Source organism: Campylobacter sp. RM16704 (assembly GCF_000816245.1).
In the GTDB taxonomy this organism is placed as follows: domain Bacteria; phylum Campylobacterota; class Campylobacteria; order Campylobacterales; family Campylobacteraceae; genus Campylobacter_D.
The window spans coordinates 1,232,812-1,258,304 of the sequence record NZ_CP007769.1; the positions used below are offsets into that span (position 1 = coordinate 1,232,812).

At 29.0% G+C, this 25,493-nt stretch carries 23 protein-coding genes and 1 tRNA gene; 20 read left to right on the plus strand and 4 right to left on the minus strand.

The window, feature by feature from the left end:
* Genes CAQ16704_RS06285 through waaC form a run of 3 tightly spaced genes read right to left on the minus strand, consistent with a single transcriptional unit; the run spans window position 1 to window position 3,445 of the window.
* Window positions 1-1,548 (minus strand): glycosyltransferase family 2 protein, encoded by a 1,548-nt coding sequence (locus tag CAQ16704_RS06285; protein WP_039667385.1) that lies wholly within the window; start codon window positions 1,546-1,548, stop codon window positions 1-3.
* A gap of 8 nt (window positions 1,549-1,556) precedes the next feature.
* On the minus strand, window positions 1,557-2,429 hold the full coding sequence (locus CAQ16704_RS06290; protein WP_039667386.1) for a lipid A biosynthesis lauroyl acyltransferase: 873 nt from the start codon (window positions 2,427-2,429) through the stop codon (window positions 1,557-1,559).
* The gene (gene waaC / locus CAQ16704_RS06295) at window positions 2,426-3,445 is read right to left on the minus strand and encodes a lipopolysaccharide heptosyltransferase I (RefSeq protein ID WP_039667387.1); all 1,020 of its coding nucleotides are present in this window, start codon (window positions 3,443-3,445) and stop codon (window positions 2,426-2,428) included. Before waaC ends, CAQ16704_RS06290 begins: the two co-directional genes overlap by 4 nt.
* Before the next feature lie 66 nt (window positions 3,446-3,511).
* Here waaC and CAQ16704_RS06300 point away from each other — a divergent pair, with 66 nt between their 5' ends.
* The 20 genes from CAQ16704_RS06300 to CAQ16704_RS06395 all read left to right on the plus strand — a co-directional run bounded on the left by CAQ16704_RS06300 (window position 3,512) and on the right by CAQ16704_RS06395 (window position 23,635).
* Window positions 3,512-4,291: a 3'-5' exonuclease gene (locus CAQ16704_RS06300; RefSeq protein ID WP_039667388.1), complete on the plus strand. Its 780-nt coding sequence runs from the start codon at window positions 3,512-3,514 to the stop codon at window positions 4,289-4,291.
* A 60-nt stretch (window positions 4,292-4,351) separates the two neighbouring features.
* The gene (gene galE, locus CAQ16704_RS06305; RefSeq protein WP_039667389.1) at window positions 4,352-5,338 is read left to right on the plus strand and encodes a UDP-glucose 4-epimerase GalE; all 987 of its coding nucleotides are present in this window, start codon (window positions 4,352-4,354) and stop codon (window positions 5,336-5,338) included.
* Window positions 5,332-7,026: a BC-type lipopolysaccharide transporter PglK gene (gene pglK, locus CAQ16704_RS06310; RefSeq protein WP_039667755.1), complete on the plus strand. Its 1,695-nt coding sequence runs from the start codon at window positions 5,332-5,334 to the stop codon at window positions 7,024-7,026. The genes galE and pglK overlap by 7 nt, the downstream gene beginning before the upstream one ends.
* Window positions 7,023-8,087: a GalNAc-alpha-(1->4)-GalNAc-alpha-(1->3)-diNAcBac-PP-undecaprenol alpha-1,4-N-acetyl-D-galactosaminyltransferase gene (gene pglH, locus CAQ16704_RS06315; protein ID WP_039667390.1), complete on the plus strand. Its 1,065-nt coding sequence runs from the start codon at window positions 7,023-7,025 to the stop codon at window positions 8,085-8,087. Before pglK ends, pglH begins: the two co-directional genes overlap by 4 nt.
* Window position 8,088: 1 nt before the next feature.
* Complete coding sequence (gene pglJ / locus CAQ16704_RS06320) at window positions 8,089-9,189, plus strand: N-acetylgalactosamine-N,N'-diacetylbacillosaminyl-diphospho-undecaprenol 4-alpha-N-acetylgalactosaminyltransferase (RefSeq protein ID WP_039667391.1); 1,101 nt, start codon at window positions 8,089-8,091, stop codon at window positions 9,187-9,189.
* A 1-nt stretch (window position 9,190) separates the two neighbouring features.
* Window positions 9,191-11,329, plus strand: a complete 2,139-nt coding sequence (gene pglB, locus CAQ16704_RS06325; protein WP_039667392.1) for an undecaprenyl-diphosphooligosaccharide--protein glycotransferase — start codon at window positions 9,191-9,193, stop codon at window positions 11,327-11,329.
* A complete protein-coding gene (gene pglA, locus CAQ16704_RS06330; RefSeq protein WP_039667393.1) occupies window positions 11,326-12,453 on the plus strand; it encodes a N,N'-diacetylbacillosaminyl-diphospho-undecaprenol alpha-1,3-N-acetylgalactosaminyltransferase in 1,128 nt (375 codons plus the stop codon). The genes pglB and pglA overlap by 4 nt, the downstream gene beginning before the upstream one ends.
* Window positions 12,446-13,048 (plus strand): undecaprenyl phosphate N,N'-diacetylbacillosamine 1-phosphate transferase, encoded by a 603-nt coding sequence (pglC, locus tag CAQ16704_RS06335; protein WP_039667394.1) that lies wholly within the window; start codon window positions 12,446-12,448, stop codon window positions 13,046-13,048. The genes pglA and pglC overlap by 8 nt, the downstream gene beginning before the upstream one ends.
* The gene (gene pglD, locus CAQ16704_RS06340; RefSeq protein ID WP_039667395.1) at window positions 13,035-13,631 is read left to right on the plus strand and encodes a UDP-N-acetylbacillosamine N-acetyltransferase; all 597 of its coding nucleotides are present in this window, start codon (window positions 13,035-13,037) and stop codon (window positions 13,629-13,631) included. The genes pglC and pglD overlap by 14 nt, the downstream gene beginning before the upstream one ends.
* Window positions 13,628-14,788, plus strand: coding sequence for a UDP-N-acetylbacillosamine transaminase (gene pglE / locus CAQ16704_RS06345; protein WP_039667396.1), 1,161 nt, complete (start codon window positions 13,628-13,630; stop codon window positions 14,786-14,788). Before pglD ends, pglE begins: the two co-directional genes overlap by 4 nt.
* Before the next feature lies 1 nt (window position 14,789).
* The gene (gene pglF / locus CAQ16704_RS06350) at window positions 14,790-16,553 is read left to right on the plus strand and encodes a UDP-N-acetylglucosamine 4,6-dehydratase (configuration-retaining) (protein ID WP_039667397.1); all 1,764 of its coding nucleotides are present in this window, start codon (window positions 14,790-14,792) and stop codon (window positions 16,551-16,553) included.
* Window positions 16,554-16,669: 116 nt separating this feature from the next.
* Complete coding sequence (locus CAQ16704_RS06355; protein ID WP_039619063.1) at window positions 16,670-17,047, plus strand: chemotaxis response regulator CheY; 378 nt, start codon at window positions 16,670-16,672, stop codon at window positions 17,045-17,047.
* Window positions 17,048-17,061: 14 nt separating this feature from the next.
* On the plus strand, window positions 17,062-17,904 hold the full coding sequence (locus tag CAQ16704_RS06360) for a 50S ribosomal protein L11 methyltransferase (RefSeq protein ID WP_039667398.1): 843 nt from the start codon (window positions 17,062-17,064) through the stop codon (window positions 17,902-17,904).
* Window positions 17,897-19,819: an ATP-dependent zinc metalloprotease FtsH gene (gene ftsH / locus CAQ16704_RS06365; RefSeq protein WP_039667399.1), complete on the plus strand. Its 1,923-nt coding sequence runs from the start codon at window positions 17,897-17,899 to the stop codon at window positions 19,817-19,819. The genes CAQ16704_RS06360 and ftsH overlap by 8 nt, the downstream gene beginning before the upstream one ends.
* A complete protein-coding gene (locus CAQ16704_RS06370; RefSeq protein WP_039667400.1) occupies window positions 19,819-20,436 on the plus strand; it encodes a phosphatidylserine decarboxylase-related protein in 618 nt (205 codons plus the stop codon). Before ftsH ends, CAQ16704_RS06370 begins: the two co-directional genes overlap by 1 nt.
* Window positions 20,433-21,143 (plus strand): CDP-diacylglycerol--serine O-phosphatidyltransferase, encoded by a 711-nt coding sequence (pssA, locus tag CAQ16704_RS06375; protein WP_039667401.1) that lies wholly within the window; start codon window positions 20,433-20,435, stop codon window positions 21,141-21,143. Before CAQ16704_RS06370 ends, pssA begins: the two co-directional genes overlap by 4 nt.
* Before the next feature lie 57 nt (window positions 21,144-21,200).
* Window positions 21,201-21,755: a membrane protein gene (locus CAQ16704_RS06380; RefSeq protein WP_039667402.1), complete on the plus strand. Its 555-nt coding sequence runs from the start codon at window positions 21,201-21,203 to the stop codon at window positions 21,753-21,755.
* 45 nt (window positions 21,756-21,800) lie between these two features.
* Window positions 21,801-21,890: transfer RNA gene (locus CAQ16704_RS06385), tRNA-Ser, on the plus strand.
* An 88-nt stretch (window positions 21,891-21,978) separates the two neighbouring features.
* Window positions 21,979-23,448, plus strand: coding sequence for a Y-family DNA polymerase (locus CAQ16704_RS06390; RefSeq protein ID WP_039667403.1), 1,470 nt, complete (start codon window positions 21,979-21,981; stop codon window positions 23,446-23,448).
* Entirely contained in the window at window positions 23,441-23,635 is a 195-nt protein-coding gene (locus CAQ16704_RS06395; RefSeq protein ID WP_052245026.1) for a hypothetical protein, read from the plus strand. The genes CAQ16704_RS06390 and CAQ16704_RS06395 overlap by 8 nt, the downstream gene beginning before the upstream one ends.
* An 18-nt stretch (window positions 23,636-23,653) precedes the next feature.
* On the opposite strand, the gene ciaB is transcribed toward CAQ16704_RS06395, so the two are convergent.
* Window positions 23,654-25,489: an invasion protein CiaB gene (gene ciaB / locus CAQ16704_RS06400; protein WP_039667404.1), complete on the minus strand. Its 1,836-nt coding sequence runs from the start codon at window positions 25,487-25,489 to the stop codon at window positions 23,654-23,656.
* Window positions 25,490-25,493 lie beyond the last annotated feature (4 nt).

Here is a 25,493-nt window from a genome sequence, read left to right on the forward strand (position 1 = left end):
TTATCTCCAAGTTGTTTTTTTATTTTTTATAGTTTCAAGATAAATTTGATGATTAATCTCAAGCATATTTTTGCTATTTTCTTCATGGTAGATATGATAAGCTAGAGCATTAAATTTAAGTCTTTTAAACACTCCATTATTAAATAAAAATCTAGCTACAAACTCACTATCTTCCCTACCCCATCCTATGAAATTTTCATTAAAACCTTCAATGGCTTCAAAATTACTTTTATAAAAACTCATATTGCAAGTTTTACTACCTTTAACAAGTTGTGATTTTTTAAAAAATTTCTTAGTTAGTTTTGAAAATTTATATACACATTTAGCTAAAAAAGTATTTCTTTGATTTTTAAAACCCTTTTTATTAAAAGCTAGTTTAAAATCATTTTTGCTTAAAAGTTCTTTGCTTTCTTTTTCATTTAAAATAATTCTTGAACCTTGTAAGATAGTTTTTAAACTAGCAAATTTTAAATGATCATTAATGAAGTTTTTTTCTAAAATCATATCTCCATCTATTAAAATGATATATTCGCTTTTAGATGCTTTTATAGCTTTATTGCGACTTGCTGCAGCACGAAACCCCTCATCTTCTTGCCAAATATGCTCTAACTTACAAGGAAAATCTTTCTGATAAGCTTGTATAAGTCTAGCCGTATCTTCCCTGCTTCCATCATCAGCTACTAAAACCTCATCTGGTAAAGGCTCTAAGTTTTTAACACTATCAAGCACCAAAGCAAGCCTTTCTTTTTGATTATAAGTTGTGATGATTAATGCACAAGTTTTTGGCTTTTGCTTTTTTAACTCATATAATTTCATATATTTAAAAAAAGCTCCTAGGCCATTACAAGTACTTATGATAAAACCTTTATAACCATAAAAAATTCCCTTTTTTAAAATATAATTTCTAAAAAAAGTCCAAATTCCCCTTAGCAAAGCCTTACAAACACTACTTTCTTTATGTAAATTTTGCAAAACCCAAAGCTTGGAGTATCTTTGAAGTTTATCTAACAAACCATCGATATCATCAAATGCAAAATGCCTCAAACCATTTTGCAACTTAATCTTTTTGCTATCTTCATGTAAAATCAAACTCTCATGCACCAAATTTTCATTAAATCTAGTATGGGTTTTATTAAACACCCGCATTACATGATCAGGCCACCACCCACAAGCTTTAATCCACTCTCCATTGTATAAATTTTCTCTTGGTAAGGCTATAATATCTTCTTTATTAGGCTCAATTTGCCGTAATTCTTGTAAAAATTCTTTCTTAGCAAGCTCATCTGCATCGATATTAAAAATCCAATCATTACTAGCATAGCTTATGGCTAAATTTTTCAAAGGTCCAAAACCTATAAATTTATGCTGATAAATCTTGATATTTTTATAACTTTTACTAAACTCATAAGCAATTTTTAAAGTATCATCATTGCTATCATTTTCTACTAAAATAATCTCGCCAAATTCTTGCAAAGACTCCAAACAAGCCTTTAAAGTTTTTTGAGCATTTTTAACAATCATTATCACACTAATTTGTTTTAAATCCATTTTATATCCTATAAATACAACTCATGATTGTATCTTTTAAATCTCTTATGAAAGAAAAAATACTCATCAGGTTTGAATTTTATCATTTCTTCGCAACACTTTGCTTGATACTTAGTAAGCTCTTCTATACTTGCTTTACTTGCATCTAAAGCCTTAAAAGTCTTTACAAAAAATTTCTCATCTTTTTGATACACAAAACAAGGTAAAATCATAGCATTTGTTTTTTTTGCAAGCACACTCGCACCTACTATGAAATTTACTTCTTGATTAAAATATTGTATTTTTATACTTTCACTATCTACCGCATCTTGATCGGTTAAAATTCCAAGCGACCTGCCTTCTTTTAAAGCCTTTAGCATTTTTTTAAGGCCACCTTTTTTTTCTATAAGTTCTATGTTAAATTGCGTGCGATTTTTACTTAAAATTTTATCCATTATCACACTATCAAGTGCTCTTCCAACTATAGAAATTCCTTTAAATTTAGCCCCAAAAGACAAAGCCAAAAGCTCCCAGTTACCATAATGAGCCGTAGTTACGATTAAAGGTCTTTTACTTTGCATTATATTTAAAATTTGTTCCTCATTATCAAAGCAAATTTTATTGGTAATCTCTTCTTTGTTTGCATTTTGATTTTTGATAAAATCAATCCCAAATTTAGCAAAATTTCTATAGATATTAAGGTTAGTTTCATCACGCCATTTTTGATCTTTTTCAGGAAAGCAAATTTTTAAGTTTATATCGATAATTTTGCGGTGTTTATGATTTAACTTATAGGTTATTAAAGCAACCAAATTTGCAAAAGAATTTAAAAGCTTTGAGGGTAAAATCTTCACAAGAACTTTTAACATATAAAAAAGGCTTAAATATACATAATTTATCATTTTTCTAAAAGCTCACAAGCTAGTTTAAAAATATCTTTTTCATCGATATTTTGTATGCAAAAATCACTTTTATCTATATGTTTTGAATGTAGTATTTTTTTACCCGCATTGATAATTTTATTGATATTTGTTTCATAAGCATTTCTTTGACTAGGCGTGGCTCCAAAAATGGTTATAGAAGGTTTATTTAATGCAAAAGCCAAATGAGTTGGTCCGCTATCATTTCCGATAATCAAATCACTTTCCTTAGTTAAAGCACAAAGCTCACTTAAGCTTAATTTTGGTGCAAGTTCTATTTTTAAATGTTTTAAATTTAAAACTATATCTTTAGCAAAATTAAACTCATTAACATTGCCCCAACCAAGCATAATTTTTGCATTAGTAAAATGTTCCAAAAGCATTCTACAAAGCAATATCAAACGCTCTTTTGGATAAATTTTATTTGGCATAGATGAGCCTACATGTATGAGTATATTTGGTGTATTTTCTCCTAAAGACAATCTTTGCTCCAAGCTTTCTTTCAACTCATCATCTACACTAAAACAACTTTGTTTTAGCTCTATATCATTATAATCAAAATGTTCATTTAATACATAAGCTACCAAAGAAAGATTACGCACAATAATATTTTCTTCATAATTGCACGCAAATTTATGCGTATAAAAATTACTCGCAAAGCCCTCTTTAATACTTTCTTGATCAAAACCAAAAGTATTAGAACACAAAAATTTACCCACTAAAGCAGATTTAATCAAACCTTGCAAGTCAATCACAACATCATATTTATTTTGCCTAGCTTCAAAAAGTATTGCAAAAACTTCTTTAAATTTTCTATCTTTTAATGGCAAAGCATAAACTTCATTAATCATTGGATGATCTTGCAACAAACCTGCAAATCTTGCATCCACAAACCAATCAATACTCGCCTTAGGATAATGCTTTTTAATAAATTGTAAAACAATTACTGCATGGATGATATCTCCAAGTGCAGATAATTTAACCAATCCTATTTTCATATGCTACTTTATTTTTAAATTTTCTGTTATGATTGTAACAAAGATTTTTTTAAAAAAAGGTTTATTATGCAAGAATATATTTGTGTGTTTGACTGTGAAAGTATTCCTGATATAGAGCTGATTAAACACATTTATGATTTTAATGGCGATGATTTAAGCATTAGCAAGCAAGCTTTAGAAAGACAAAAAGAAGAAAGCGGAAGTGAATTTTTACCCCTGCCTTTTCATAAAGTTGTAAGTATTTGTGCGGTAATTGCGGATAAATTTGGAAATTTCATAAAAGTTAATAAAATCAAAGGCGAGAGTGAAAAGCAAATGCTAGAAGAGTTTTTTAACTTCATAGACAAACACCAACCACGCCTTGTAAGCTTTAACGGCAAAAGCTATGATATGCCTTTACTTGTTATAAGAGCATTAAAATACAATATCAACGCAAGTGCTTATTTGGATGCAAGCGATAAATGGAATAATTACAAAAGTAAATTTGCCGAAGAAAAGCATTGTGATTTATTAGAATCTTTAGGAAGTTTTGGTCAAAAAGGTTTAAGACTTGATACACTTTGTGCTATGGCAGGACTTCCTGGAAAGTATGATATGCATGGAAATGAAGTATTAGAACTTTTCTATCAAAACAAACTAAAAAAAATTCACGAATACTGCGAAAGCGATGTGTTAAACACTTATATGCTGTTTTTAAAATACGAACTCATTAAAGGAAATTTAACTCAAGAAGATTATCTTAATATTTTAAAACATTTTAAAGATGAACTTTTACAAAAGCATAGCGATAAAAGTTATCAAAAACCATTTTTAGATGCCATAGAAAAAGAAAAGAGTAAGTTTTAAATTAATTAAGAAAAGTGTAATAAAATAATTATTATTAAAAATATCAAAAAAGGTCACAAAATGAAAATCTTAATAACAGGTGGTGCAGGATACATAGGCTCTCACACTTTAAAGCAATTTTTAGAAACAAATCATGAAATTTGTGTATTAGATAATCTTTCAAAAGGTAGCAAAAAAAGCTTAGACGAACTTTCTAAGATTAAACCTTTTAAGTTTTTTGAGCAAGATTTAAGTGATTATGCTGGGATTAAAAAACTTTTCAAAGAAGAAAAATTCGATGCGATTGTGCATTTTGCAGCAAGTATTGAAGTGCCTGAAAGTATGGAAAATCCTTTAAAATACTATATGAATAACACCGCAAATACAAGTAATTTAATCCAAACTTGTTTAGAAACAGGTGTGAAAAAATTCATTTTTTCTTCAACCGCAGCTACTTATGGAGAGCCACAAACTCCTATCGTAGATGAACAAAGTCCATTAGCACCGATTAATCCTTATGGGCAAAGCAAACTCATGAGTGAAAAAGTCTTGCAAGATGCTAATATGGCTAATCCTGAATTTAAATACTGCATTTTAAGGTATTTCAATGTAGCAGGTGCTTGTATGAGTTATCCTATAGGGCAACGCTATCCAAAAGCTACTTTACTTATCAAGGTTGCTGCTGAAGTAGCCACAGGAAAAAGAGAAAAGCTTTATATTTTTGGCGATGATTATAATACTAAAGATGGCACTTGTATTAGAGATTTTATCCATGTTGATGATATTTCAAGTGCACATTTAGCCGCTTTAGAATACCTAGAAAATAATGAAAGTAATATTTTCAATGTAGGCTATGGACACGGTTTTAGCGTAAAAGAAGTGATCGAGACCATGAAAAAAGTAAGCGGGGTGGATTTTACAGTAGAACTTGCACCAAAAAGAGCTGGGGATCCTTCTGTGCTTATTTCAAATGCTGATAAAATCAAAACTCTAACTAGCTGGAAACCAAAATATGATAATTTAGAATTAATCTGTAAAAGTGCTTATGAGTGGGAAAAGCAGTGTTAAAAAAACTTTTTTTTATACTCAATGCCCATGATAAAAGATTTTTATTTGCTTTGCTAATTTTTTCTATTTTTATAGGATTTATAGAAAGCTTTGCTATTTCTTTAATCATGCCCTTTGTATCAGTGGCGAGTAATTTTGAGCTTTTAGAAAAAAGCTCCTATTTTCAACCTATATATGAGTATTTAAATTTACCAAGTTATAAGATTATTGCTTATTTTGGCTGTATATTAATCGCCTTTTATATTTTTAGAGCCTTTTTAAATGCTTTTTATTTTCATTTGCTCGCACGCTTTTCTAAAGGACGTTATCACAGCATTGCTTGTCGCATTTTTGATAAATATTTACATCTTGAATATGAAAATTTTACCAATAAAAACCAATCAGAACTTTTAAAAACCATCACTCAAGAAGTATTTCACTTAAGCACACTAATTAGTGCATTTTTGCTTATGCTAAGTGAAAGTTTTGTAGTATTTTTACTTTATACTTTATTGCTAATTATCAACTATAAAATCACCCTAGCTTTAAGTGCTTTTTTACTTTTAAATGCTTTCATTTTAATCAAAATCCTCTCACCCTTAGTAAAAAAAGCTTCCATAGCTAGAGAAGAAGCGATGAAAAATTATTTTGAGATTTTAAATGCAAATTTAAATAACCTTAAAATCATCAAACTCAAAACCAAAGAACAAAGCACACAAAAGCTTTATGAAATTCAAAGTGGGCTTTTTGCCAAAGCAAATATTAGCAATGAAAGTATGTCAAGCATACCTAGAATTTATCTCGAAGGTATAGGTTTTTGTATGCTTTGTTTTATCGTGGTGTATTTGGTTTTAAGATATGAAAGTGATATTTCATCTATCTTAGCAACTATTACTATTTTTGTGGTAGCTCTTTATAGGCTTATGCCAAGTGCAAATCGTATCATCACAAGTTATAATGAAATCACATATTATAAAAATTCTTTAGATATTATTTATAACACGCTTAATGAAAAAGAAGAAAAATTAGGAAATGAAAATATTGAATTTAAAGAAAAAATCGTTTTGAAAAATCTTTTCTTTGCTTATAAGGGTAAGAAAAATTTATTTAAAAATTTAAATTTTGAACTTAAGAAAAATGAAAAAATCGCTTTTATAGGTAAAAGTGGAAGTGGCAAAAGTACTTTAGTTGATCTTATCATAGGGCTTTTAAAACCAAGCGATGGAGCTATTTTTGCAGATGGAATTAAGCTTGATGAGAGCAATATAAAAAGTTTTAGAAGTAAAATTGGCTACATACCTCAACAAATTTATCTTTTTAATGATTCTATTGCTAAAAATATTAGTTTTGGAGAAGAAATAAATGAAGAACTTTTACACAAGGTAATCAAGCAAGCTAATCTTGAAAGCTTTGTAAATTCACTTGAAGATGGAGTGCATACTAAAGTGGGTGATTCAGGTTCGTTTTTAAGTGGGGGTCAAAGACAAAGAATAGCCATAGCAAGAGCACTTTACCAACAACCTGAAATTTTAGTTTTAGATGAAGCAACTAGTGCTCTTGATCAAGAAAGTGAAACAAAAATCATGGAAGAAATCTATAAAATTTCAAAAGATAAAACTCTCATCATCATAGCTCATAGACTCTCAACCATACAAGGTTGTGATAGAGTATTTGAAGTAAATCATGGGCATTTAAAGGAACAAGTATGAAAATTACTTTCATCATAGCTACTTTAAATTCAGGTGGTGCTGAAAGAGTATTAGTCACTTTAGCTAATGAGCTTTGTAAAAATCATGAAATTAGTATTATTAAATTTCACAAAGAAGACTCTTTTTACAAGCTTGATCCAAAAATCAAACTTTTCACTCTAGAGCAATTTGATTTTTCTACTCTTTATAATAAAATAGCCTCACGCATTAAAAAATTCAAAGCCTTAAAACAAGCACTTAAAGAGCATAAAAGTGATGTTTTTATCTCATTTTTAGATACAACTAATATCGCTTGCATTTGGGCAAACAAAGGCTCAAATACGCCTTTAATCATTAGCGAACATAGTTCCTATACTTATTTAAAATCTAAAATTTGGAAATTTTTACGCCGTATAAGTTTTCCTTACGCTAATGCTTTAACCGTGCTAAGTAATGATGATAAAAATTACTATGAAAACTTTGTTAAAAAAGTTATTAATATGCCAAATCCTTGTCATTTTCACCCCATTAAAGAAAATTTAGAAAAAGAAAACAATGTCATTTTCGTAGGCAGACTTGATCACAATAAAAATGCCTCTATGTTTTTAAAAGCTATAGCAAGACTAGACATAAATTTACAAAATCAATATAATTTTTTCATAGCAGGCGATGGGGAATTAAAACAAGATTTAGAACAAGAAGCTAAGAACTTAAATATCAATGTTAATTTTTTAGGTAAAGTTGAAAACATACAAGAACTTTATAAAAAAGCAAAAATAATCTGCCTTTGTTCTTTCATAGAAGGCTTGCCAACGGTTTTACTTGAAAGTTTGTATTATCAAGTAGCACGCATTAGTACTAAATACACAAGTGGTCATAAAGATTTAATTGAAGATGAAAAAGATGGATTTTTAGTAGATTTAGATGATGAAAAGACTTTAAGTGAAAAACTTGCCCTTTTAATGCAAGATGAAAATTTAAGAAAAGAATTAGCACTCAATGCTCAAAAACGATGTAAAGATTATGAAGTAGCCAATGTAGCACAAAAGTGGCTTGATTTAATCAAAGAAGTAAGGGTTTAAAATGAAAAAACTTGCAATTTTTATATATTCTTTAGGAAGTGGCGGTGCTGAAAGAGTTGTATCCACATTGTTACCAGTTTTAAATTTAAAATATGAAGTGCATTTAATTTTAATGAATGATAAAATTTCATATGATATTCCTGAAATTAATATCCACTACCTTGAAAAATCAACCCCAAGCGAAAGTAATTTAGCCAAATTTTTAAAACTACCCTTACTAGCCATGAAATACAAAAAGCTTTGTGAAGATTTAAAAATAGATTTACAATTTGTATTATTAAATAGACCTAATTATATTGCTTTAATGGCAAAATCCCTAGGACTTAAATCAACTCTTATTATCAACGAATGCACTACTCCAAGTGTGATTTATAAACACAATAATCTAAATTCTTTTATCAATAAATTTCTTATTAAAAGACTTTATAATAAAGCAGATTTAATCTTAGCAAATTCTTTAGGAAACAAAGAAGATTTAATACAAAATTTCAACATAGAAGCTAAGAAATGTGATATTTTATACAATGCCATAGATTTAGAGAATATTTTAGAAAAATCTAAAGAAGAAATAGACTTTAAAGAGCCTTTTATACTAAGCGTTGGTAGGCTTGATCATGGTAAAAATCATGCTATGCTTATAAGAGCTTATGCAAAAGTTAAAACTGATTTAAAATTAGTTATTTTAGGTGAGGGTATTTTAAAAGATGAACTTTTAGCTTTAATAGAGACTTTAAATTTAAAGGATAAAGTCTTTTTACTAGGTTTTGATAAAAACCCTTATAAATATATGAGTAAATGTGATTTCTTTGCTTTTGCTTCAAGTTTTGAGGGTTTTTCAAATGTTTTAATCGAGTGTCTAGCTTGCAACACTGCCGTGCTTTGCACTGATCACAAAAGTGGTGCAAGAGAGCTATTTTTAGATGATGAATTTGGGCTTTTAGTAAAGGTAGATGATGAAAAAGCTATGCAAGAAGGCTTAGAAAAAATGTGCAATGATGAAGCATTAAAGACAAATTATAGACAAAAAGCTTTTTTACGTGCGAAAGAATTTGATAAAATTAGCATAGCAAAGCAATTATTTGAATTTTTTAACAAGGCTTAAAATGAAACTTCAACAAAATTTCACTGATAATAATTCTATAAAATATACCTGTATTTTAATCCTTATAGCCTTTACTTTTAGTGTTTTGTGTAGATTATATTGGGTGGCTTGGGCAAGTCAGTTTTATGAGTTTTTCTTTAATGATCAACTTATGATTACTACCAATGATGGCTATGCTTTTGCAGAAGGTGCAAGAGATATGATAGCAGGTTTTCATCAGTCTAATGATTTATCTTATTTTGGAAGCTCTCTTTCTACTTTGACTTATTGGCTTTATAGTATTTTACCTTTTAGCTTTGAAAGTATTATTTTATATATGAGTACTTTTTTTGCTTCTTTGATTGTTATACCTATTATATTAATCGCAAGAGAGTATAAACTCACTACTTATGGCTTTATAGCAGCTTTACTTGGAAGTATCGCAAATAGTTATTATAACCGCACTATGAGTGGATACTATGATACTGATATGCTAGTGTTGGTTTTACCAATGCTTATTTTACTAAGTTTTATAAGATTAACTATTAACAAAGATATTTTTACACTACTTTTAAGTCCGGTTTTCATCATGATTTATTTATGGTGGTATCCATCAAGCTATTCTTTAAATTTTGCAATGATAGGTCTTTTTGGTCTTTATATTTTGGTATTTCATAGAAAAGAAAAGATTTTTTATCTAGCTATTGCTTTAATGATTATAGCTTTAAGCATGTTAGCATGGCAATATAAACTTGCATTGATTGTTTTATTATTTGCTATTTTTGCTTTTAAAGAAGAAAAAATTAATTTTTATATGATTTGGGGTTTGATTTTTATTAGTGTTTTAATTTTATTTTTAAGTGGTGGTTTAGATCCTGTTTTATACCAACTAAAGTTTTATGTTTTTAAAGCTTCAGATGTACAAAATTTAAAAGATGCTGCTTTTGTATATTTTAATGTTAATGAAACCATTATGGAAGTAAATACCATTGATCCTGAAGTATTTATGCAAAGAATTAGCTCTAGTGTTTTGGTGTTTATCTTTTCTTTTATAGGTTTTATCTTACTTTGTAAAGATCACAAAAGTATGCTTTTGGCTTTACCTATGCTCGCACTAGGTTTTATGGCTTTAAGAGCTGGACTTAGATTTACCATTTATGCAGCTCCTGTAATGGCTTTGGGTTTTGGCTATTTTCTATATGCATTTTTTAATTTTTTAGAAAAAAAACGAATCAAACTTAGTTTAAAAAATAAAAATATTTTGTTAATACTCATTACATTTTTTAGTATAAGTCCTGCTTTAATGCATATATATTATTATAAATCTTCTACCGTTTTTACTTCTTATGAAGCTCAAATTTTAAATGAGTTAAAAGGTAAAGCTCAAAGGGAAGATTATGTCGTTGCTTGGTGGGATTATGGCTATCCAATTCGTTATTATAGTGATGTAAAAACTTTAATCGATGGTGGAAAGCACTTAGGAAAAGATAATTTTTTCTCATCATTTGTTTTAAGTAAGGATCCAGTTTCAGCAGCTAATATGGCAAGACTTAGTGTGGAATATACAGAAAAATCTTTTAAAGAAAACTATCCTGATATTTTAAAGGCTATGGTTAAAGATTACAACCAAACAAGTGCTAAAGATTTTTTAGAAAGTTTAAATAATAAAGATTTTAAATTTGATACTAATAAAACAAGAGATGTATATATTTATATGCCTTATAGAATGTTGCGTATCATGCCTGTTGTAGCTCAATTTGCAAATACAAATCCTGATAATGGAGAGCAAGAAAAAAGTTTATTTTTCTCCCAAGCTAATGCCATAGCTCAAGATAAAACATCTGGTTCAGTAATGCTTGATAATAGCATAGAAATTATAAATGACTTTAGAGCTTTAAAGTTAGAAAGCACTATAATACCTTTAAAAGCATTTGTAGATATAGAATCTATCACTAATGGCAAATTTTATTATAATGAAATCGATTCAAAAGCTCAAATTTATCTACTCTTTTTAAGAGAATACAAAAGCTTTGTGATTTTAGATGAAAATCTTTATAATAGTGCTTATATACAAATGTTTTTACTAAATCAATACGATCAAGATTTATTTGAGCAAATTACCAATGATGCAAGAGCAAAAATTTATAGGCTAAAAAGATGAAAATAGGAATTTTAACTCATAGCGCAATGAGTGTGTATTATTTTCGTCTTGCACTCATTAGGGCTTTAGAAAAAAATAATCATGAAGTTATAATCATCACTCCAAAAGATGATTTTGCTATCAAATTACAAGAGTTAGGTTATAAGGTTTGCTTTTATGATTTATCTAGATCAAGCGTTAATCCTTTGGTCGTTTTTAAAAATCTACTTAGCTTAAAAAATACACTTAAAAGTTTAAATTTAGATCTTTTACAAACAAGTGCACACAAAAGCAATACAATAGGTATTATAGCGGCTAAAATGGCGGGCATTAAATACACTTTTGGTTTGGTTGAAGGTTTAGGAAGTTTTTATATAGATGATGATTTTAAAAGTAAATTAGTAAGAATGAGCATTAATTTACTTTATAAAATTTCTTTTAAACTTGCTAATGGTTTTATTTTTGTCAATGAAAGCAATGCTTTATTTATGAAAAATCTAGGCTTAAAAGAAGAAAAAATAAAAATCATCAAATCCGTAGGTGTTAATTTAAAGCAATTTTTACCTTTAAAAATTAGCACAGAAGAAAAACAAACCTTTTTAAAAGAACATAATATGCCTGATAAACCTATCGTTTTAATGATTTCAAGAGTGCTTTGGCATAAAGGCATTAAAGAATTTTATGAAGCAAGTAAAATTTTAAATGATAAGGCAAATTTTGTTTTGGTGGGTGGAAGAGATGATAATAAATCTTGTGCTCCGCTTGATTTTTTACACTCAAATGATGTTTTCTATCTTGGTGCAAGAAGTGATATTGCACATTTATTAAATTTATGTGATATTTTTGTTTTACCAAGTTATAAAGAAGGCTATCCAAGAACGGTTTTAGAAGCACAAGCTTGTAAAAAAGCGTGCGTGGTAAGCAATGCTGAAGGTTGCATTGAAGCAGTGGATAATGCCATAGATGGTTTAATTTGTAAAAGTAAAGATAGTAAAGATTTAGCTGAAAAAATCGCAGTTTTGTTAGAAGATGAAAAACTAAAAAGCACTTTAGCACAAAATGCTTTTCTTAGAGTGCAAAATTATGATGAAAATATCATAGCTTTGAAATATCTTGACTTTTATAGGGGTTTTACAAATGTATAAAAATGGTTTAAAGCGTCTTTTTGACTTTTTTTTGGCTTTGATTTTGTTGATTATTTTTTTACCCTTTATAATACTTATTGGCATTGTTTTAAAAATCGTGCAAGGAAGTGTGTTCTTTAAACAAGCAAGACCTGGATTAAACGAAAAAATTTTTTATATTTATAAATTTAAAACTATGAGTGATGAAACTGATGAAAATGGAAAATTACTTCCTGATGAATTACGTTTAAAGCCTTTTGGAAAACTAGTTAGAAGTTTGAGTTTAGATGAATTACCACAGCTTTTTAATGTTTTAAAAGGCGATATGAGCTTCATAGGTCCAAGACCTTTACTTATAGAATATTTACCTTTATACAACCAAGAACAAAAAAAACGCCACGATGTAAGACCGGGTATTACAGGTTGGGCACAGATTAATGGACGAAATGCTATTTCTTGGGGACAAAAATTTAAATATGATATAGAATATGTGCAAAATTGCTCTTTTTTATTTGATCTTAAAATCTTTTTTATGACCATTGTTAAGGTTTTAAAAAGAAGCGGGGTTAATAAAGAAGGAGTAGCTACAACGGATAAATTCAATGGACACAACTAAAAGTATTTATATATATGGTTCTAGTGGGCACGGATTAGTCTGTGCTGATGTAGCTAGAAATTTAGGATATGAAAAAATCATTTTTTTAGATGATTATAAAGGCTTAAAATATCATTCAAATTTAGAAAAACACGACATGTTTATTGCTATTGGGGCAAATCATATTAGAGAAAAACTTTTTAAAAAAGCAAAAAAAGATGGATTTAGATTAGTAAATTTGATACATAAAAGTGCTATTATTAGTCCAAGTGCCTTTTTGGATGATGAGGGTATTTTAATCATGCCAAATGTAGTAGTTAATGCCAAAGCTAGCATAGCAAAAGGCGTGATTTTAAATACTGCTTGTGTGATTGAGCATGAGTGTTTTGTAGATGAGTTTAGCCATATTAGCGTTGGGGCTAAACTAACAGGAAATGTAAAAATAGGAAAGCGTTGTTTTTTGGGAGTTAATTCAAGCGTTATTCCTTGTATGAGTTTAAATGATGATATAACTTTAGGTGCGGGAGCAGTTGTGGTTAAAAACTTAACTTCTAAAGGCATTTATGCTGGGATTCCTGCTAAGAAAATAAAGGAGGTAAAATGAGATTTTTTCTATCAGCACCACATATGAGTGGAAAAGAATTAGAATATATACATAAAGCTTTTGAAAGTAACTATATAGCACCTTTGGGTGAGTTTGTTAATGCCTTAGAACAAAGTATTAAAGATTATACAAAAAGTTCTAACGCACTTGCTCTAAATGCAGCCACTGCAGCTATTCATCTAGCTTTAAGAGTTTTAGGTATTAAAGAAGGCGATGTGGTTTTAGCTTCAAGTTTTACTTTTATTGCTTCAGTAGCACCCATTTCTTACATGAATGCTACACCTGTATTTATTGATTGTGATGAAACTTATAATTTAGATGTAAATTTATTAAAAAAAGCTATCAAAGAAAGTCCTAAAAAACCAAAAGCTCTCATTTTAACACATCTTTATGGTAATGCTTCTAAAATGGATGAGATTGTCCAAATTTGTAAAGAAAATGAGATTTTTTTAATCGAAGATGCTGCTGAAGCTTTGGGAAGTTTTTACAAAAATAAAGCTTTAGGAACTTTTGGTGATTTTGGAGTATATTCTTTTAATGGTAATAAAATCATCACAACAGGTGGTGGTGGTATGCTTGTAAGTGAAAATCATGCTAATCTTGAAAAAGCAAGATTTTATAGTACTCAAGCTAGAGAAAATTGCCTTCATTATGAGCATAAAGAATATGGTTATAATTATAGAATGAGTAATATCTTAGGTGCGATTGGCACTGCTCAAATGGAGGTTTTAGAGGAAAGAGTAAACAAAAAGCGTGAAATTTATAGCTGGTATAAAGAATTTTTAAGTGGAACTTTTACTTTTTTAGATGAGCTTGAAAATTCTAGATCAAATCGTTGGCTAAGTACTGCTTTACTTGATTTTGATTTAAGTAAACTTAATACTTATGAAAAACATTGTATTTGTGAAAATAAAAATGTTCAAATTCAAGATAAAATTTTAAAAATCATACAAGTTTTAAAAGATAATAAAATCGAAAGTCGCCCACTTTGGAAACCTATGCATTTACAAGAACTTTACAAAGACTGCGATGCTTACTTAAATGGTAATAGTGAGTTTTTCTTTAGTAATGGAATTTGCCTTCCAAGTGCAACTACTATGAGTAAAGCTGATGTAGAAGAGGTTTCTACTTTAATCTTAAACACCTTAAAGGACTAAGATGGATTATAAAAGCAAACGCTTAGGTTTTTTTCTAGGTGCTGATATTTTACTTTTTGTTATAAGTATTTATTTGTCTTTTTCTTTACGCTTTAGTGCAGATATCCCGAGTGAATTTTATGAAGGTATGTTTAAAAGTGCTGTGATTTTGATTTTACTTAAAATCATTTTTCTAGCTTTTTTTAGAATTTATCAAGTTGCTTGGAGATTTTTCTCACTTAATGAAGCACGTAAATTAGTTATTGCTTTAGCTTTAGCTGAGCTTGTATTTTTAACAATTTATTATTTTTATGATGATTTTTTTAATCCTTTTCCAAGAAGCGTTATAGGAATAGATTTTGTTTTATCTTGCATGTTAATTGGAAGTTTGCGTATAAGCAAAAGAATGATAGTTGATTTTAGAAAGCCAAAATACAACGAAGAACACCCTTGTATAGTAGTTGGTGCTACTTCAAAGGCTTTGCATTTATTAAAAGGAGCCAAAGAAGGAAGCTTAGGGCTATTTCCTATAGCTGTAGTAGATGAGCGTAAAAATTTAATAGGTACTTATTGTGATAAATTTATAGTTGAAGAAAAAGAAGCGATTAGAAAATATACTTCTGAAGGTATTCATACTGCTATTATTGCTTTAAAACTTGAACAAGAAGAATTGAAAAAGCTTTTTGATGAACTCATTGCTTATGGGATTAATGATATAAAGCTTTTTTCTTTTACACAAAATGAAGCAAGAGACATAAGCATTGAAGATTTATTAGCACGTAAGCCAAAAGACTTAGATAATGCTTGTGTGATTGATTTTATCAAAGATAAAGTAGTTTTAGTTAGTGGAGCTGGCGGGACTATAGGAAGTGAGCTTTGCAAACAATGCATTAAATTTGGAGCAAAACACTTAATTATGCTTGATCATAGCGAGTATAATTTATACAAAATCAATGAAGAATTAAGCTTACATAGAGAAAAAATTGAACCTATTATGATGAGTATTTTAGACAAAGAAGCTTTAGAAAAACTTTTACAAGAAAAAAACATAGATTTAATTTTACATGCAGCAGCTTATAAACACGTACCTTTGTGTGAGCAAAATCCACATTCAGCTATTTTAAATAACATTATAGGCACTAAAAATTTGATCGATCTCGCAAAAACTTATAAAGTTGCTAAATTTGTTATGATAAGCACTGATAAAGCTGTAAGACCGACTAATATCATGGGTTGTACAAAAAGAATTTGCGAACTTTATGCACTAAGTTCAAGTTGTGAAAATTTTGAAGTAGCTTGTGTGCGTTTTGGAAATGTTTTAGGCTCAAGTGGAAGTGTTATACCTAAATTTAAAGCTCAAATTGCGGCTAATGAGCCACTTACTCTTACTCATCCTGATATAGTGCGTTATTTTATGCTAGTGGATGAAGCTGTGCAACTTGTTTTACAAGCTGCTGCTATTGCTAAAGGTGGAGAGTTATTTGTACTTGATATGGGTGAACCAGTAAAAATTATGGATCTAGCTAAAAAAATGCTTTTACTTTCTAATAAGAAATTAGAAATCAAAATTACCGGACTTAGAAAAGGTGAAAAGCTCTATGAAGAACTTTTAATTCACGAAAATGATTTAAAAACTCAATACGAAAGTATTTTTGTCACCACTAGTGAAATTAAAGATTTAAAAATTTTAAATCAAGAAATAGAAAGATTACTTCAAAGCTCAGATCCTGCAAAAGTTTTAAAGGAAATTGTGCCTGAGTTTAACCACAATAAAAATGGAGAATAATTAAATTCTAATTTTATTTTAAAATGATATAATATGCACTTTCAATTGATTAATAAAAATAAAAATGATACAATTACATATTTTAATGTAATTAATAATCTAATAAAGGAAAAAAAGTGAAGTTATTAGTAGTTGATGATAGTTCTACCATGAGAAGAATAATCAAAAATACTCTTGTGAGATTAGGTCATAAAGATGTTTTAGAAGCTGAACATGGTGTTGAAGCTTGGGATTTACTTTCACAAAATGATGATATTAAAATTTTAATTACAGACTGGAATATGCCTGAAATGAATGGCTTGGAACTAGTAAAAAAAGTAAGAGCAGAAGAAAAATACGCTGATATGCCTATTATTATGGTAACAACAGAAGGTGGTAAAGCTGAAGTTATCACTGCTTTAAAAGCAGGCGTAAATAACTACATTGTAAAACCTTTTACTCCTCAAGTATTAAAAGAAAAACTTGAAGATGTTCTAGGAACTAACGAAGGTTAATCATCTAAGTTTTTATGCAAACATATTATTACGAACTTTTTTTTCAAACAGATAAGGAATATTTAAATTTATTCCTTGATCTTGTTTTTTCTTTAAATATAGATGCAATAGAAGAAAAAAACAATGGAATTTATATACGTTCTGAAGAAAATTTAGAACTCATTCAAATAGCCTTACAAAATTTTCACCTAAAATTGTGTAAAAAATTAAACACCAGTATCAATTACCACTCTACTTTAAACAAAAAAGAAAATAAAAATTGGATAGAAGAATATAAAAAAAGCATACAGGCTTTAACTATTGGCAATATTCACATTCACACTACTTGGCAAGAAGCTAAAAAAGATAAAATTAATATCATAATAGATCCTGCTCTAGCTTTTGGCTCAGGACATCATGAAAGCACTTATACTTGCATAGAATTTTTACAAAAGTACACAGATAACTCTAAATCTTGTTTAGATGTGGGCTGTGGAAGTGGAATTTTAAGCATTATTATGGCTAAACTTGGAGCAAAAGTACAAGCTTGTGATACTGATGAATTAGCTATAGTCGCAAGTAAAGAAAATGCTAAATTAAATCAAGTTAGTTTTGATGATATTTGGGTTGGTTCTATTAATAAAAGCTTACATAAATATGATATAGTTGTAGCAAATATCATTGCTGATATTTTAATCATACTAGAAAAGGATTTAAAAGAAAAAACTAAAGAGGGTGGAATTTTAATCTTATCTGGTATTTTAAACAAATATGAAGAAAAAATTAAAGATAAATTCAAAGATTTAACTTTGTTAGAGTGCAAACACAAAGGAGAATGGTTGAGTTTAGTTTATAAAAAGGAAAAAAATAATGAATAAAAAATCAAATGATTTAAAAGATAATCAAAACAATAATAACTTTTTTAATAAAAATCCCATTTTTATTTTTGCTATATTTGCCATTATAGCTATCCTTTTATTTAAAGGGCTTTCTGATGATGGTAACATGGGAATTATGGGTGGAGAAAATACTAAAAAAGTTACTTATTCTGAGTTAAAAACTTTAATTGAAAATAATCAAATAGCCCAAGTTAACATAGGTCAAACTACCATAAAAGCTGTATCTAAAGCAGGAAATATGATATATATCACCAAAAAAGTTCCAAATGATGCTACATTTGTGCCTTTACTTGATTCAAAAGGTGTTTCTTATGGAGCTTTTAATGAAAGCAATTGGTTTATAGATATCTTACTTTCTTGGGTTTTACCGGTATTTATCTTCTTTGGTATATGGATGTTTTTAGCCTCTCGTATGCAAAAAAATATGGGTGGATCCATACTTGGCATAGGAAGTTCTAAAAAACTTGTTAATTCAGAAAAACCAAAGGTCAAATTTAATGATGTAGCAGGTGTTGAAGAAGCAAAAGAAGAAGTTAAAGAAATTGTTGATTTTTTAAAATATCCTGAAAGATATATTAATCTTGGAGCAAAAATTCCAAAGGGACTTTTGCTTGTAGGTCCTCCAGGCACAGGTAAAACTTTGCTTGCAAAAGCAGTAGCAGGCGAAGCTGATGTACCATTTTTTAGTGTATCAGGCTCATCTTTTATAGAAATGTTTGTGGGCGTTGGAGCTAGTAGGGTTAGAGATTTATTTGAAAATGCTAAAAAAGAAGCTCCAGCTATTGTATTTATAGATGAGATTGATGCTATAGGAAAATCTCGTGCAGCAAGTGGTATGATGGGTGGAAATGATGAAAGAGAACAAACTCTAAATCAACTTTTAGCAGAAATGGATGGTTTTGGTACTGAAAGCTCACCAGTAATTGTTTTAGCAGCTACAAATCGCCCTGAAGTTTTAGATGCTGCTTTACTTAGACCTGGGCGTTTTGATAGGCAAGTTTTGGTTGATAAACCAGATTTTAAAGGTAGATGTGATATTTTAAAAGTACATATGAAAGATGTTAAAATTTCATCTGAAGTAAAAGTGGAAGATATAGCAAGATTAACAGCAGGTCTCGCAGGTGCTGATTTAGCAAACATCATCAATGAAGCAGCTTTACTTGCAGGTAGAGATTCTAAAAAACATGTTGAACAAAAAGACTTGGTTGAAGCAGTAGAAAGAGCTATAGCAGGTCTTGAGAAAAAATCACGCAGAATCAATGATAAAGAGAAAAAAATCGTAACATATCATGAATGTGGTCATGCACTAATAGCTGAAACCACAAAAGGTGCAAAAAAAGTAAGTAAAGTTTCTGTTATACCTCGTGGTTTAGCAGCTTTAGGCTATACATTAAATACTCCTGAAGAAAATAAATTCTTAATGCAAAAGCATGAACTTTTAGCCGAAGTAGATGTGCTTTTAGGGGGACGTGCAGCTGAAGAAATTTTTATCAAAGAAATTTCAACAGGTGCAAGTAACGATCTTGAACGTGCAACTGATATTATAAAAGCTATGATTTCTATGTATGGTATGAGTGAGATAGCAGGCTTAATGGTGCTTGAAAAGCAAAGAAATACTTTTTTAAGTGGCGGACAAACTATAAAAGATTATTCTGATAAAATGGCACAAGATTTAGATGAATATGTAAAGAAAACCTTGGATGAACGCTATGTGGGAGTAAAAGAAATTTTAAAAACTTATAGCGGAGCTATAGAAATAATGGTTCAAGCATTATATGAAGAAGAAACTATTGATGGTGCCAAAGTAAGAGAGATTATTAAAAATTATGAAGAAGAGAACAATCTTCCAACACGTTTAGAAGAAAAAGAGCAAGAAACTACTAAGGAAAACTAATGAAAACAAATTTTATTGCAAAAGCTGGCTGGAATTTACTCATACTTCTAGCTATAGTTTTTGTAATAGTTCAAATTATATGGGGATTTTCTTGGCTTTTGTGGTGTATTTTTATACTTTTTGTTTGTCTTTTTAGAACTAGCAATGTTGATTATATTGCAGATTCGAATACTATTATAGCTCCCATAGAAGGAAAAATTAAATGCATTAAAACAAGCTCGTATAAAGAGCTTGGAGAATGCATAGAAATACAAATTATTAATAATATTTTTTCTCAAGGAAATATTATAGCACCTTTAGCTATGGATATAGAAGAAACCAGAGTAAGACATGGACTTTTTTTATGCCCTTTTATGAAAAATACAAATTTAATGAGTGAAAGAGTATTATTTTTAGCTCGCTCAAAAGACAAACAATGGGCTTTGCGTGTGATTTTTGGAGCCTTAAATAGAAAAAATCATATATATGATTTTGGACACCATTTAAATCATGGACAAAATCTAGGTTTTATGTTTGATGGTAGTGTAAGCTTGTTGCTTCCAAAAGATACTAGAATTTGTGTTAATGAAAACGATAAGGTTCGCGTTGGTGCATTGATAGGGTACTTAAATCCATGAATTTTAAGCTAATTTATATTTTGCCAAATCTTTTTACCGCTGCTTCAATATTTTTAGGAATTATTTCAGTAATTGCTTCCATAAATCAAAACTTTGATAAAGCCTTGATTTATATCATTTTATCATTAATCTGTGATGGTCTAGATGGTCGTGTGGCAAGAGCTACTAATTCTACTTCTAAATTTGGAGTTGAGTTTGACTCACTAGCTGATTTAATAGCCTTTGGTGTTGCACCTGCCATACTTTTTTATATGAGTATAGGCTATGAGTATGGTCGCTTTGGTTCTTTAATAGCGGGTTTGTTTGTTGTTTTTGGTGCTATACGCTTAGCAAGATTTAATGTTACTACAGGCACTTATGAACCTTCTGTTTTTATAGGGCTTCCTATACCAACAGCTGCAGTTGTAAGTGCTTTATGGGTAAGTGCTTATTTGTATTATGATTTTTTACATGATTATTCTTTATTTATCTTATGCATACAAATACTTTTAGCTTTTTTAATGGTAAGCAATATAAGATATCCAAGCTTTAAAAAGATTGATCTAAAAAGAGCAAATGTTTTAAAAGTATTAATTCTTTTAGTGATTTTGTTTTCTATGCTTTATTTATATTTTTTAGAAAGTGCTTTAATTGTTGCTAGTTTATATGTATGCTATGGAATAATACGTAGTTTTTTTACTTTGATGCGTAAATTTAAAAAAGATTAGATTTATTTTCACTTCATTTTTTGTTTGTATACTTTTTACAAAAAAAGGAGTTAAAAAATGAATAAAAATAAATTTTTTAGACAAATTCATATTTATATTAGTTTGTTTTTTTTGCCACTAGCATTTTTATATGCACTTACAGGTTTTGCGTATATAGCCGGTTTTGATGGAGAAAGTGGAGCCAAAATTCAAAACTATAAAGTTCAAGCTGTTATCCAAAAAGGAGCTGAAGCTGAATTTTTAATTGATTTTTTAAATAAAAATAGTTTAAAGCTTCCTTCTTCTTTGGAACCAAAGCTTAACAAAAAAGGCAACGGCATAGAACTTGGTACCATAAGCTACACTGCAAGTATTATTAAAATAGATGAAAATAATTATGAAATTATCACAAAAGAAAGAAGCTTACTTGGAAATATGATTTTACTACATAAAGATAAAGGTATGTGGTATTTTTCTGTACTTGGATTGGCTTTTGCACTTGCTATGATAGTGCTTTATATATCAGGATTATTAATTACTCTTATAGCTATACGAAAAGACAGGGGTAAGCAGATAGTGGTATTAGGAATAGGCTTTGTAATAACCCTATTTATTGCCTATCTTAGCGTTTAATTTAAGGTATATCTTATAAAATTTAAGATATACTTCAACCTTTAGGGACAGATGGGTGAGTGGCTGAAACCACACCCCTGCTAAGGGTGCAGATCTTAACGGGTCTCGAGGGTTCAAATCCCTCTCTGTCCGCCACCTTATATTTTTATTTTCTTTCGATTCAGCTTTCTAATTTTATTGGTATAATTATAATTAATCTTGATTTTAAGGTAACTTATACACTATGCAATTTTATGCTTCTATTGATTTGAAATCTTTTTATGCTTCAGCTGAGTGTGTTTTAAGAAATTTAGATCCTTTAACAACTAATCTTATTGTAGCAGATGAATCAAGAACGGATAAAACTATCATACTAGCAGTTTCACCTGCACTAAAAACTTATAACATACCCGGCAGATTAAGACTTTTTGAGTTTAAACAAAAAATCCATTCAATCAACCAAGAAAGACTAAAACAAGCTCAAAAACACCACTTTAAAGCTAAAAGTTTTGACACATTGGAACTTAAAAATGATTTAAATTTAAAACTAGATTACATCATAACTAAACCTAGAATGGCAACTTATATAGAATTTAGTGCAAAAATATATAGTATTTATTTAAAATACTTTGACGCTAAAGATATTCATATATATTCTATTGATGAAGTTTTTATTGATCTTAGCTCTTATCTTGATAAATATAAGCTTTCAGCTTATGAGCTACTTACTAAGGTTTTGCTTGATATTTTACATACTAGCAAAATCACAGCAACAGCTGGAATAGGAACAAATTTGTATTTAGCAAAAATTGCTATGGATATACTTGCCAAAAGACAAAAAGTAGATGAAAATGGTTTACTTATAGCCTTTTTAGATGAGAAACTATATAGATATAAAATGTGGCATCATAAGCCTTTAAAAGATTTTTGGCGTATAGGTAAAGGTATTGCATTAAAACTTGCAAATTTAAATATTCATACTATGGGAGATCTTGCAAGATTTTCTTTAAAACATGAAGATTTGCTTTACAAGTATTTTGGTGTAAATGCTGAACTTTTAATTGATCATGCATGGGGTGTTGAAACTTGCACAATGAAAGATATTAAAAACTATAAAACGCAAAATCATTCTAAAATTATGGCTAAGGTTTTACCTTTTGCTTACAATAATACTCAAGCAAAAAATGTTTTAAAAGAACTTGTTGATCATCTAGTACTTGAGCTAATACAATATGAGTTTAAAACAAACCATATCACACTAGATATACAATATGATAAAAGCAATTTAGAAAATTCGAATCTTTTAAATCCTTATAAAGGAACTATTATTAAAGATAGCTATGGCAGATACATACCTAAAAATGCTCACGGAAGTATAAATTTAGAAAATTTCACAAATTCTTTAAAAATAATCAATGATAAAGCCTTAGAACTTTTTTACAAAATCAGTGATAAAAATTTAAGTATTAGAAAAATCAGCCTAAGTTTAAATAACATCACAAATAACCCACAAGAAAATTACCAAGAATTAAATTTATTTAGTGATTTTAATGCAATCTTACAAGAGAAAAATCAACTTGCAAAAGAAGAAAAACTCCAAAAAACAAGACTTCAAATCATTCAAAAATTTGGCAAAAAAGCCATTTTAAAAGCCTCAAGCTTAGATGATGAAACCAAAGAGATTTCTTCTTTGATAGGAGGACATAATGCATGAAAATTATGAAGATATTATCAATATAAAATACGAAAAATCAAAACATTTTCCACCAATGCCGATAGAAAAAAGAGTAGCACAATTTGCTCCTTTTTCGGTGCTAAATGGTTTTAGCAAAGCCATTTTAAAAACGCAAAAAGATATGGAAAAAGAATTAGAAAATAGCAAATATCAAGAAGAAAGTTAAATTCTTCTTGATTAAAATTTATTTTGCATTAGAGTATTTTTCAAATTCCCCACTTTCATCGATTTCATTACCATAAAGTTTATGTAATTCGTAGTAATATTTTACAAATTCTTTGCATTCATCATCAAGTGGTAAAAACACCTCATCTTCTAAAACACAAAATTCATCTAAATAAAGCTTTGCATCTTCTTTAAGCATATAATGCTTTGCTAATTTATAATAATTTTGCATGAATATGTCTTTAAAGCTTTCATAAGCTTCCTCATCAAATTTAATGCTTAATTTCTTATTTGTAAAAGATAACACCCCTGCTTTGAACAGCAAAGATAAATGAATCAAACCTTCTGTATAATAAGGTTTAACCTCCTCTACTCTTTGCCATGCAATTAAACCTATAGCTCTTTTTATAAGCTCATAAAACACAGGGAGCTTTAAATCATCTTCTTCATGTAAAAAGAAATTCACAAGTCCGCCTGCAGTAGCTTTAAACTCTTCTATATTTTTAAATACTCCACTTTCATTCATTTTCTTTTCACTATCATTTGCCACAAAGAAAATATGCCCAAACTCATGACCTATGGTTGAAACCTCGTAAATTCTTTTCCATAATTTCTCATTATAAAATAAAATTTCTCTACCATAATCTAAAAATTCCTTTTCAAACACCATAGATGAAAGCTTCATAAAAGGCTTAGTTTTAGCATTTTCATAAACATAATTTAAAAAAGCAAAGATTTTTTTACCTGCTATATTGCTTACATATTCATCATTTGGCACAACTTGAGCTGAAAAAAGTCCTTTAAGTTCTGCTCCATAAAAAATCATAGGCATACAAATATAAAGCTGCGTTTTTTCAAGATTAAAATTCACTTCATCAAACAAATCTTCATCATCTTCTTCTAAATTTGCATACACCATAGCAAAGCTTTTTTTGATTTTTTCTTTAAATTCGCTCCCGTTAAAATCACTCACATCTTCTAAGCGTATATCCCATTCAAGTGCCACTGCATGAGTGTAAGAATCTTCATAGTATTCTAAAGGATGGCCAATTTGTAATGGACATTTTACTTCCATCCACGCAAGTTCTGCTTCTTGCCATTTTTTAACTACTTCATTATTATCTTTTTCACAAAAAGCAAATTTTAATTTTTCTATATAATTAATATAAGCATTCTTTTCATCATCTAAAGCACAATTTTTTAGTTTTTCTAAAAGCTTATCAAACTCATACTCAAGTTTTAAAACTTCATTTTCAAAAGCTTTTGCATAAGGTAAAAACCTCCACAAAGTTCCTATTTTAACTAAAGCACCATAACTTCTTTCACAAATTTCACCATCTTGATTAAGCTGATAAAGCTCATTTTGCTTTAAAAACTCCAAAGCATCACTTAAATTTGGAAATTGTTCTTTTAAAATTTTATTATTTGTATCTAAAATTTGCTTACTCCAAACAAGCTCAAATGAATTCATAACTACGCCTATATTATGTATGCCTTGAACCAAATTTAAATAAAACTCATCTAATAAATTTTTATTTTTAATCTCATCAATTAAATCCTGATGCTCTACTTCATAAAAGGCTCTTACTAAAGAAAAAACTTTATATTTAATCTGTGAAATTTCTTCTTCACTCAAGCCTTTTTTCTCAAGCTCTTGAACTAAATTTTCTTCTTTTAAATCCACCAAACGACGCAACATTGCCAAAATATTGCTTTTTTCATTATTAAGATTAGCTAATTCTAATGCCCTATCTATCAAAGGATGATTTTGATTGGTTTGAAGTATATTATAAAGACTATTGATATTTTGTTTCCTATTTTTCACAATTTTTGCTATTTGCTTAAAATCATTCATCTTT

Excerpts from the sequence above, each read along its gene's own strand:
- pglE (WP_039667396.1), top strand. The coding sequence starts at position 13,628 with ATGAGATTTTTTCTATCAGCACCACATATGAGTGGAAAAGAATTAGAA.
- pssA (WP_039667401.1), top strand. The coding sequence starts at position 20,433 with ATGAATTTTAAGCTAATTTATATTTTGCCAAATCTTTTTACCGCTGCT.
- ftsH (WP_039667399.1), top strand. The coding sequence starts at position 17,897 with ATGAATAAAAAATCAAATGATTTAAAAGATAATCAAAACAATAATAAC.
- CAQ16704_RS06370 (WP_039667400.1), top strand. The coding sequence starts at position 19,819 with ATGAAAACAAATTTTATTGCAAAAGCTGGCTGGAATTTACTCATACTT.
- CAQ16704_RS06390 (WP_039667403.1), top strand. The coding sequence starts at position 21,979 with ATGCAATTTTATGCTTCTATTGATTTGAAATCTTTTTATGCTTCAGCT.
- pglC (WP_039667394.1), top strand. The coding sequence starts at position 12,446 with ATGTATAAAAATGGTTTAAAGCGTCTTTTTGACTTTTTTTTGGCTTTG.
- CAQ16704_RS06380 (WP_039667402.1), top strand. The coding sequence starts at position 21,201 with ATGAATAAAAATAAATTTTTTAGACAAATTCATATTTATATTAGTTTG.
- pglB (WP_039667392.1), top strand. The coding sequence starts at position 9,191 with ATGAAACTTCAACAAAATTTCACTGATAATAATTCTATAAAATATACC.
- waaC (WP_039667387.1), bottom strand. The coding sequence starts at position 3,445 with ATGAAAATAGGATTGGTTAAATTATCTGCACTTGGAGATATCATCCAT.
- pglH (WP_039667390.1), top strand. The coding sequence starts at position 7,023 with ATGAAAATTACTTTCATCATAGCTACTTTAAATTCAGGTGGTGCTGAA.
- pglD (WP_039667395.1), top strand. The coding sequence starts at position 13,035 with ATGGACACAACTAAAAGTATTTATATATATGGTTCTAGTGGGCACGGA.
- pglF (WP_039667397.1), top strand. The coding sequence starts at position 14,790 with ATGGATTATAAAAGCAAACGCTTAGGTTTTTTTCTAGGTGCTGATATT.
- CAQ16704_RS06290 (WP_039667386.1), bottom strand. The coding sequence starts at position 2,429 with ATGATAAATTATGTATATTTAAGCCTTTTTTATATGTTAAAAGTTCTT.
- galE (WP_039667389.1), top strand. The coding sequence starts at position 4,352 with ATGAAAATCTTAATAACAGGTGGTGCAGGATACATAGGCTCTCACACT.
- CAQ16704_RS06285 (WP_039667385.1), bottom strand. The coding sequence starts at position 1,548 with ATGGATTTAAAACAAATTAGTGTGATAATGATTGTTAAAAATGCTCAA.
- CAQ16704_RS06395 (WP_052245026.1), top strand. The coding sequence starts at position 23,441 with ATGCATGAAAATTATGAAGATATTATCAATATAAAATACGAAAAATCA.
- ciaB (WP_039667404.1), bottom strand. The coding sequence starts at position 25,489 with ATGAATGATTTTAAGCAAATAGCAAAAATTGTGAAAAATAGGAAACAA.
- CAQ16704_RS06300 (WP_039667388.1), top strand. The coding sequence starts at position 3,512 with ATGCAAGAATATATTTGTGTGTTTGACTGTGAAAGTATTCCTGATATA.
- pglA (WP_039667393.1), top strand. The coding sequence starts at position 11,326 with ATGAAAATAGGAATTTTAACTCATAGCGCAATGAGTGTGTATTATTTT.
- pglJ (WP_039667391.1), top strand. The coding sequence starts at position 8,089 with ATGAAAAAACTTGCAATTTTTATATATTCTTTAGGAAGTGGCGGTGCT.
- CAQ16704_RS06360 (WP_039667398.1), top strand. The coding sequence starts at position 17,062 with ATGCAAACATATTATTACGAACTTTTTTTTCAAACAGATAAGGAATAT.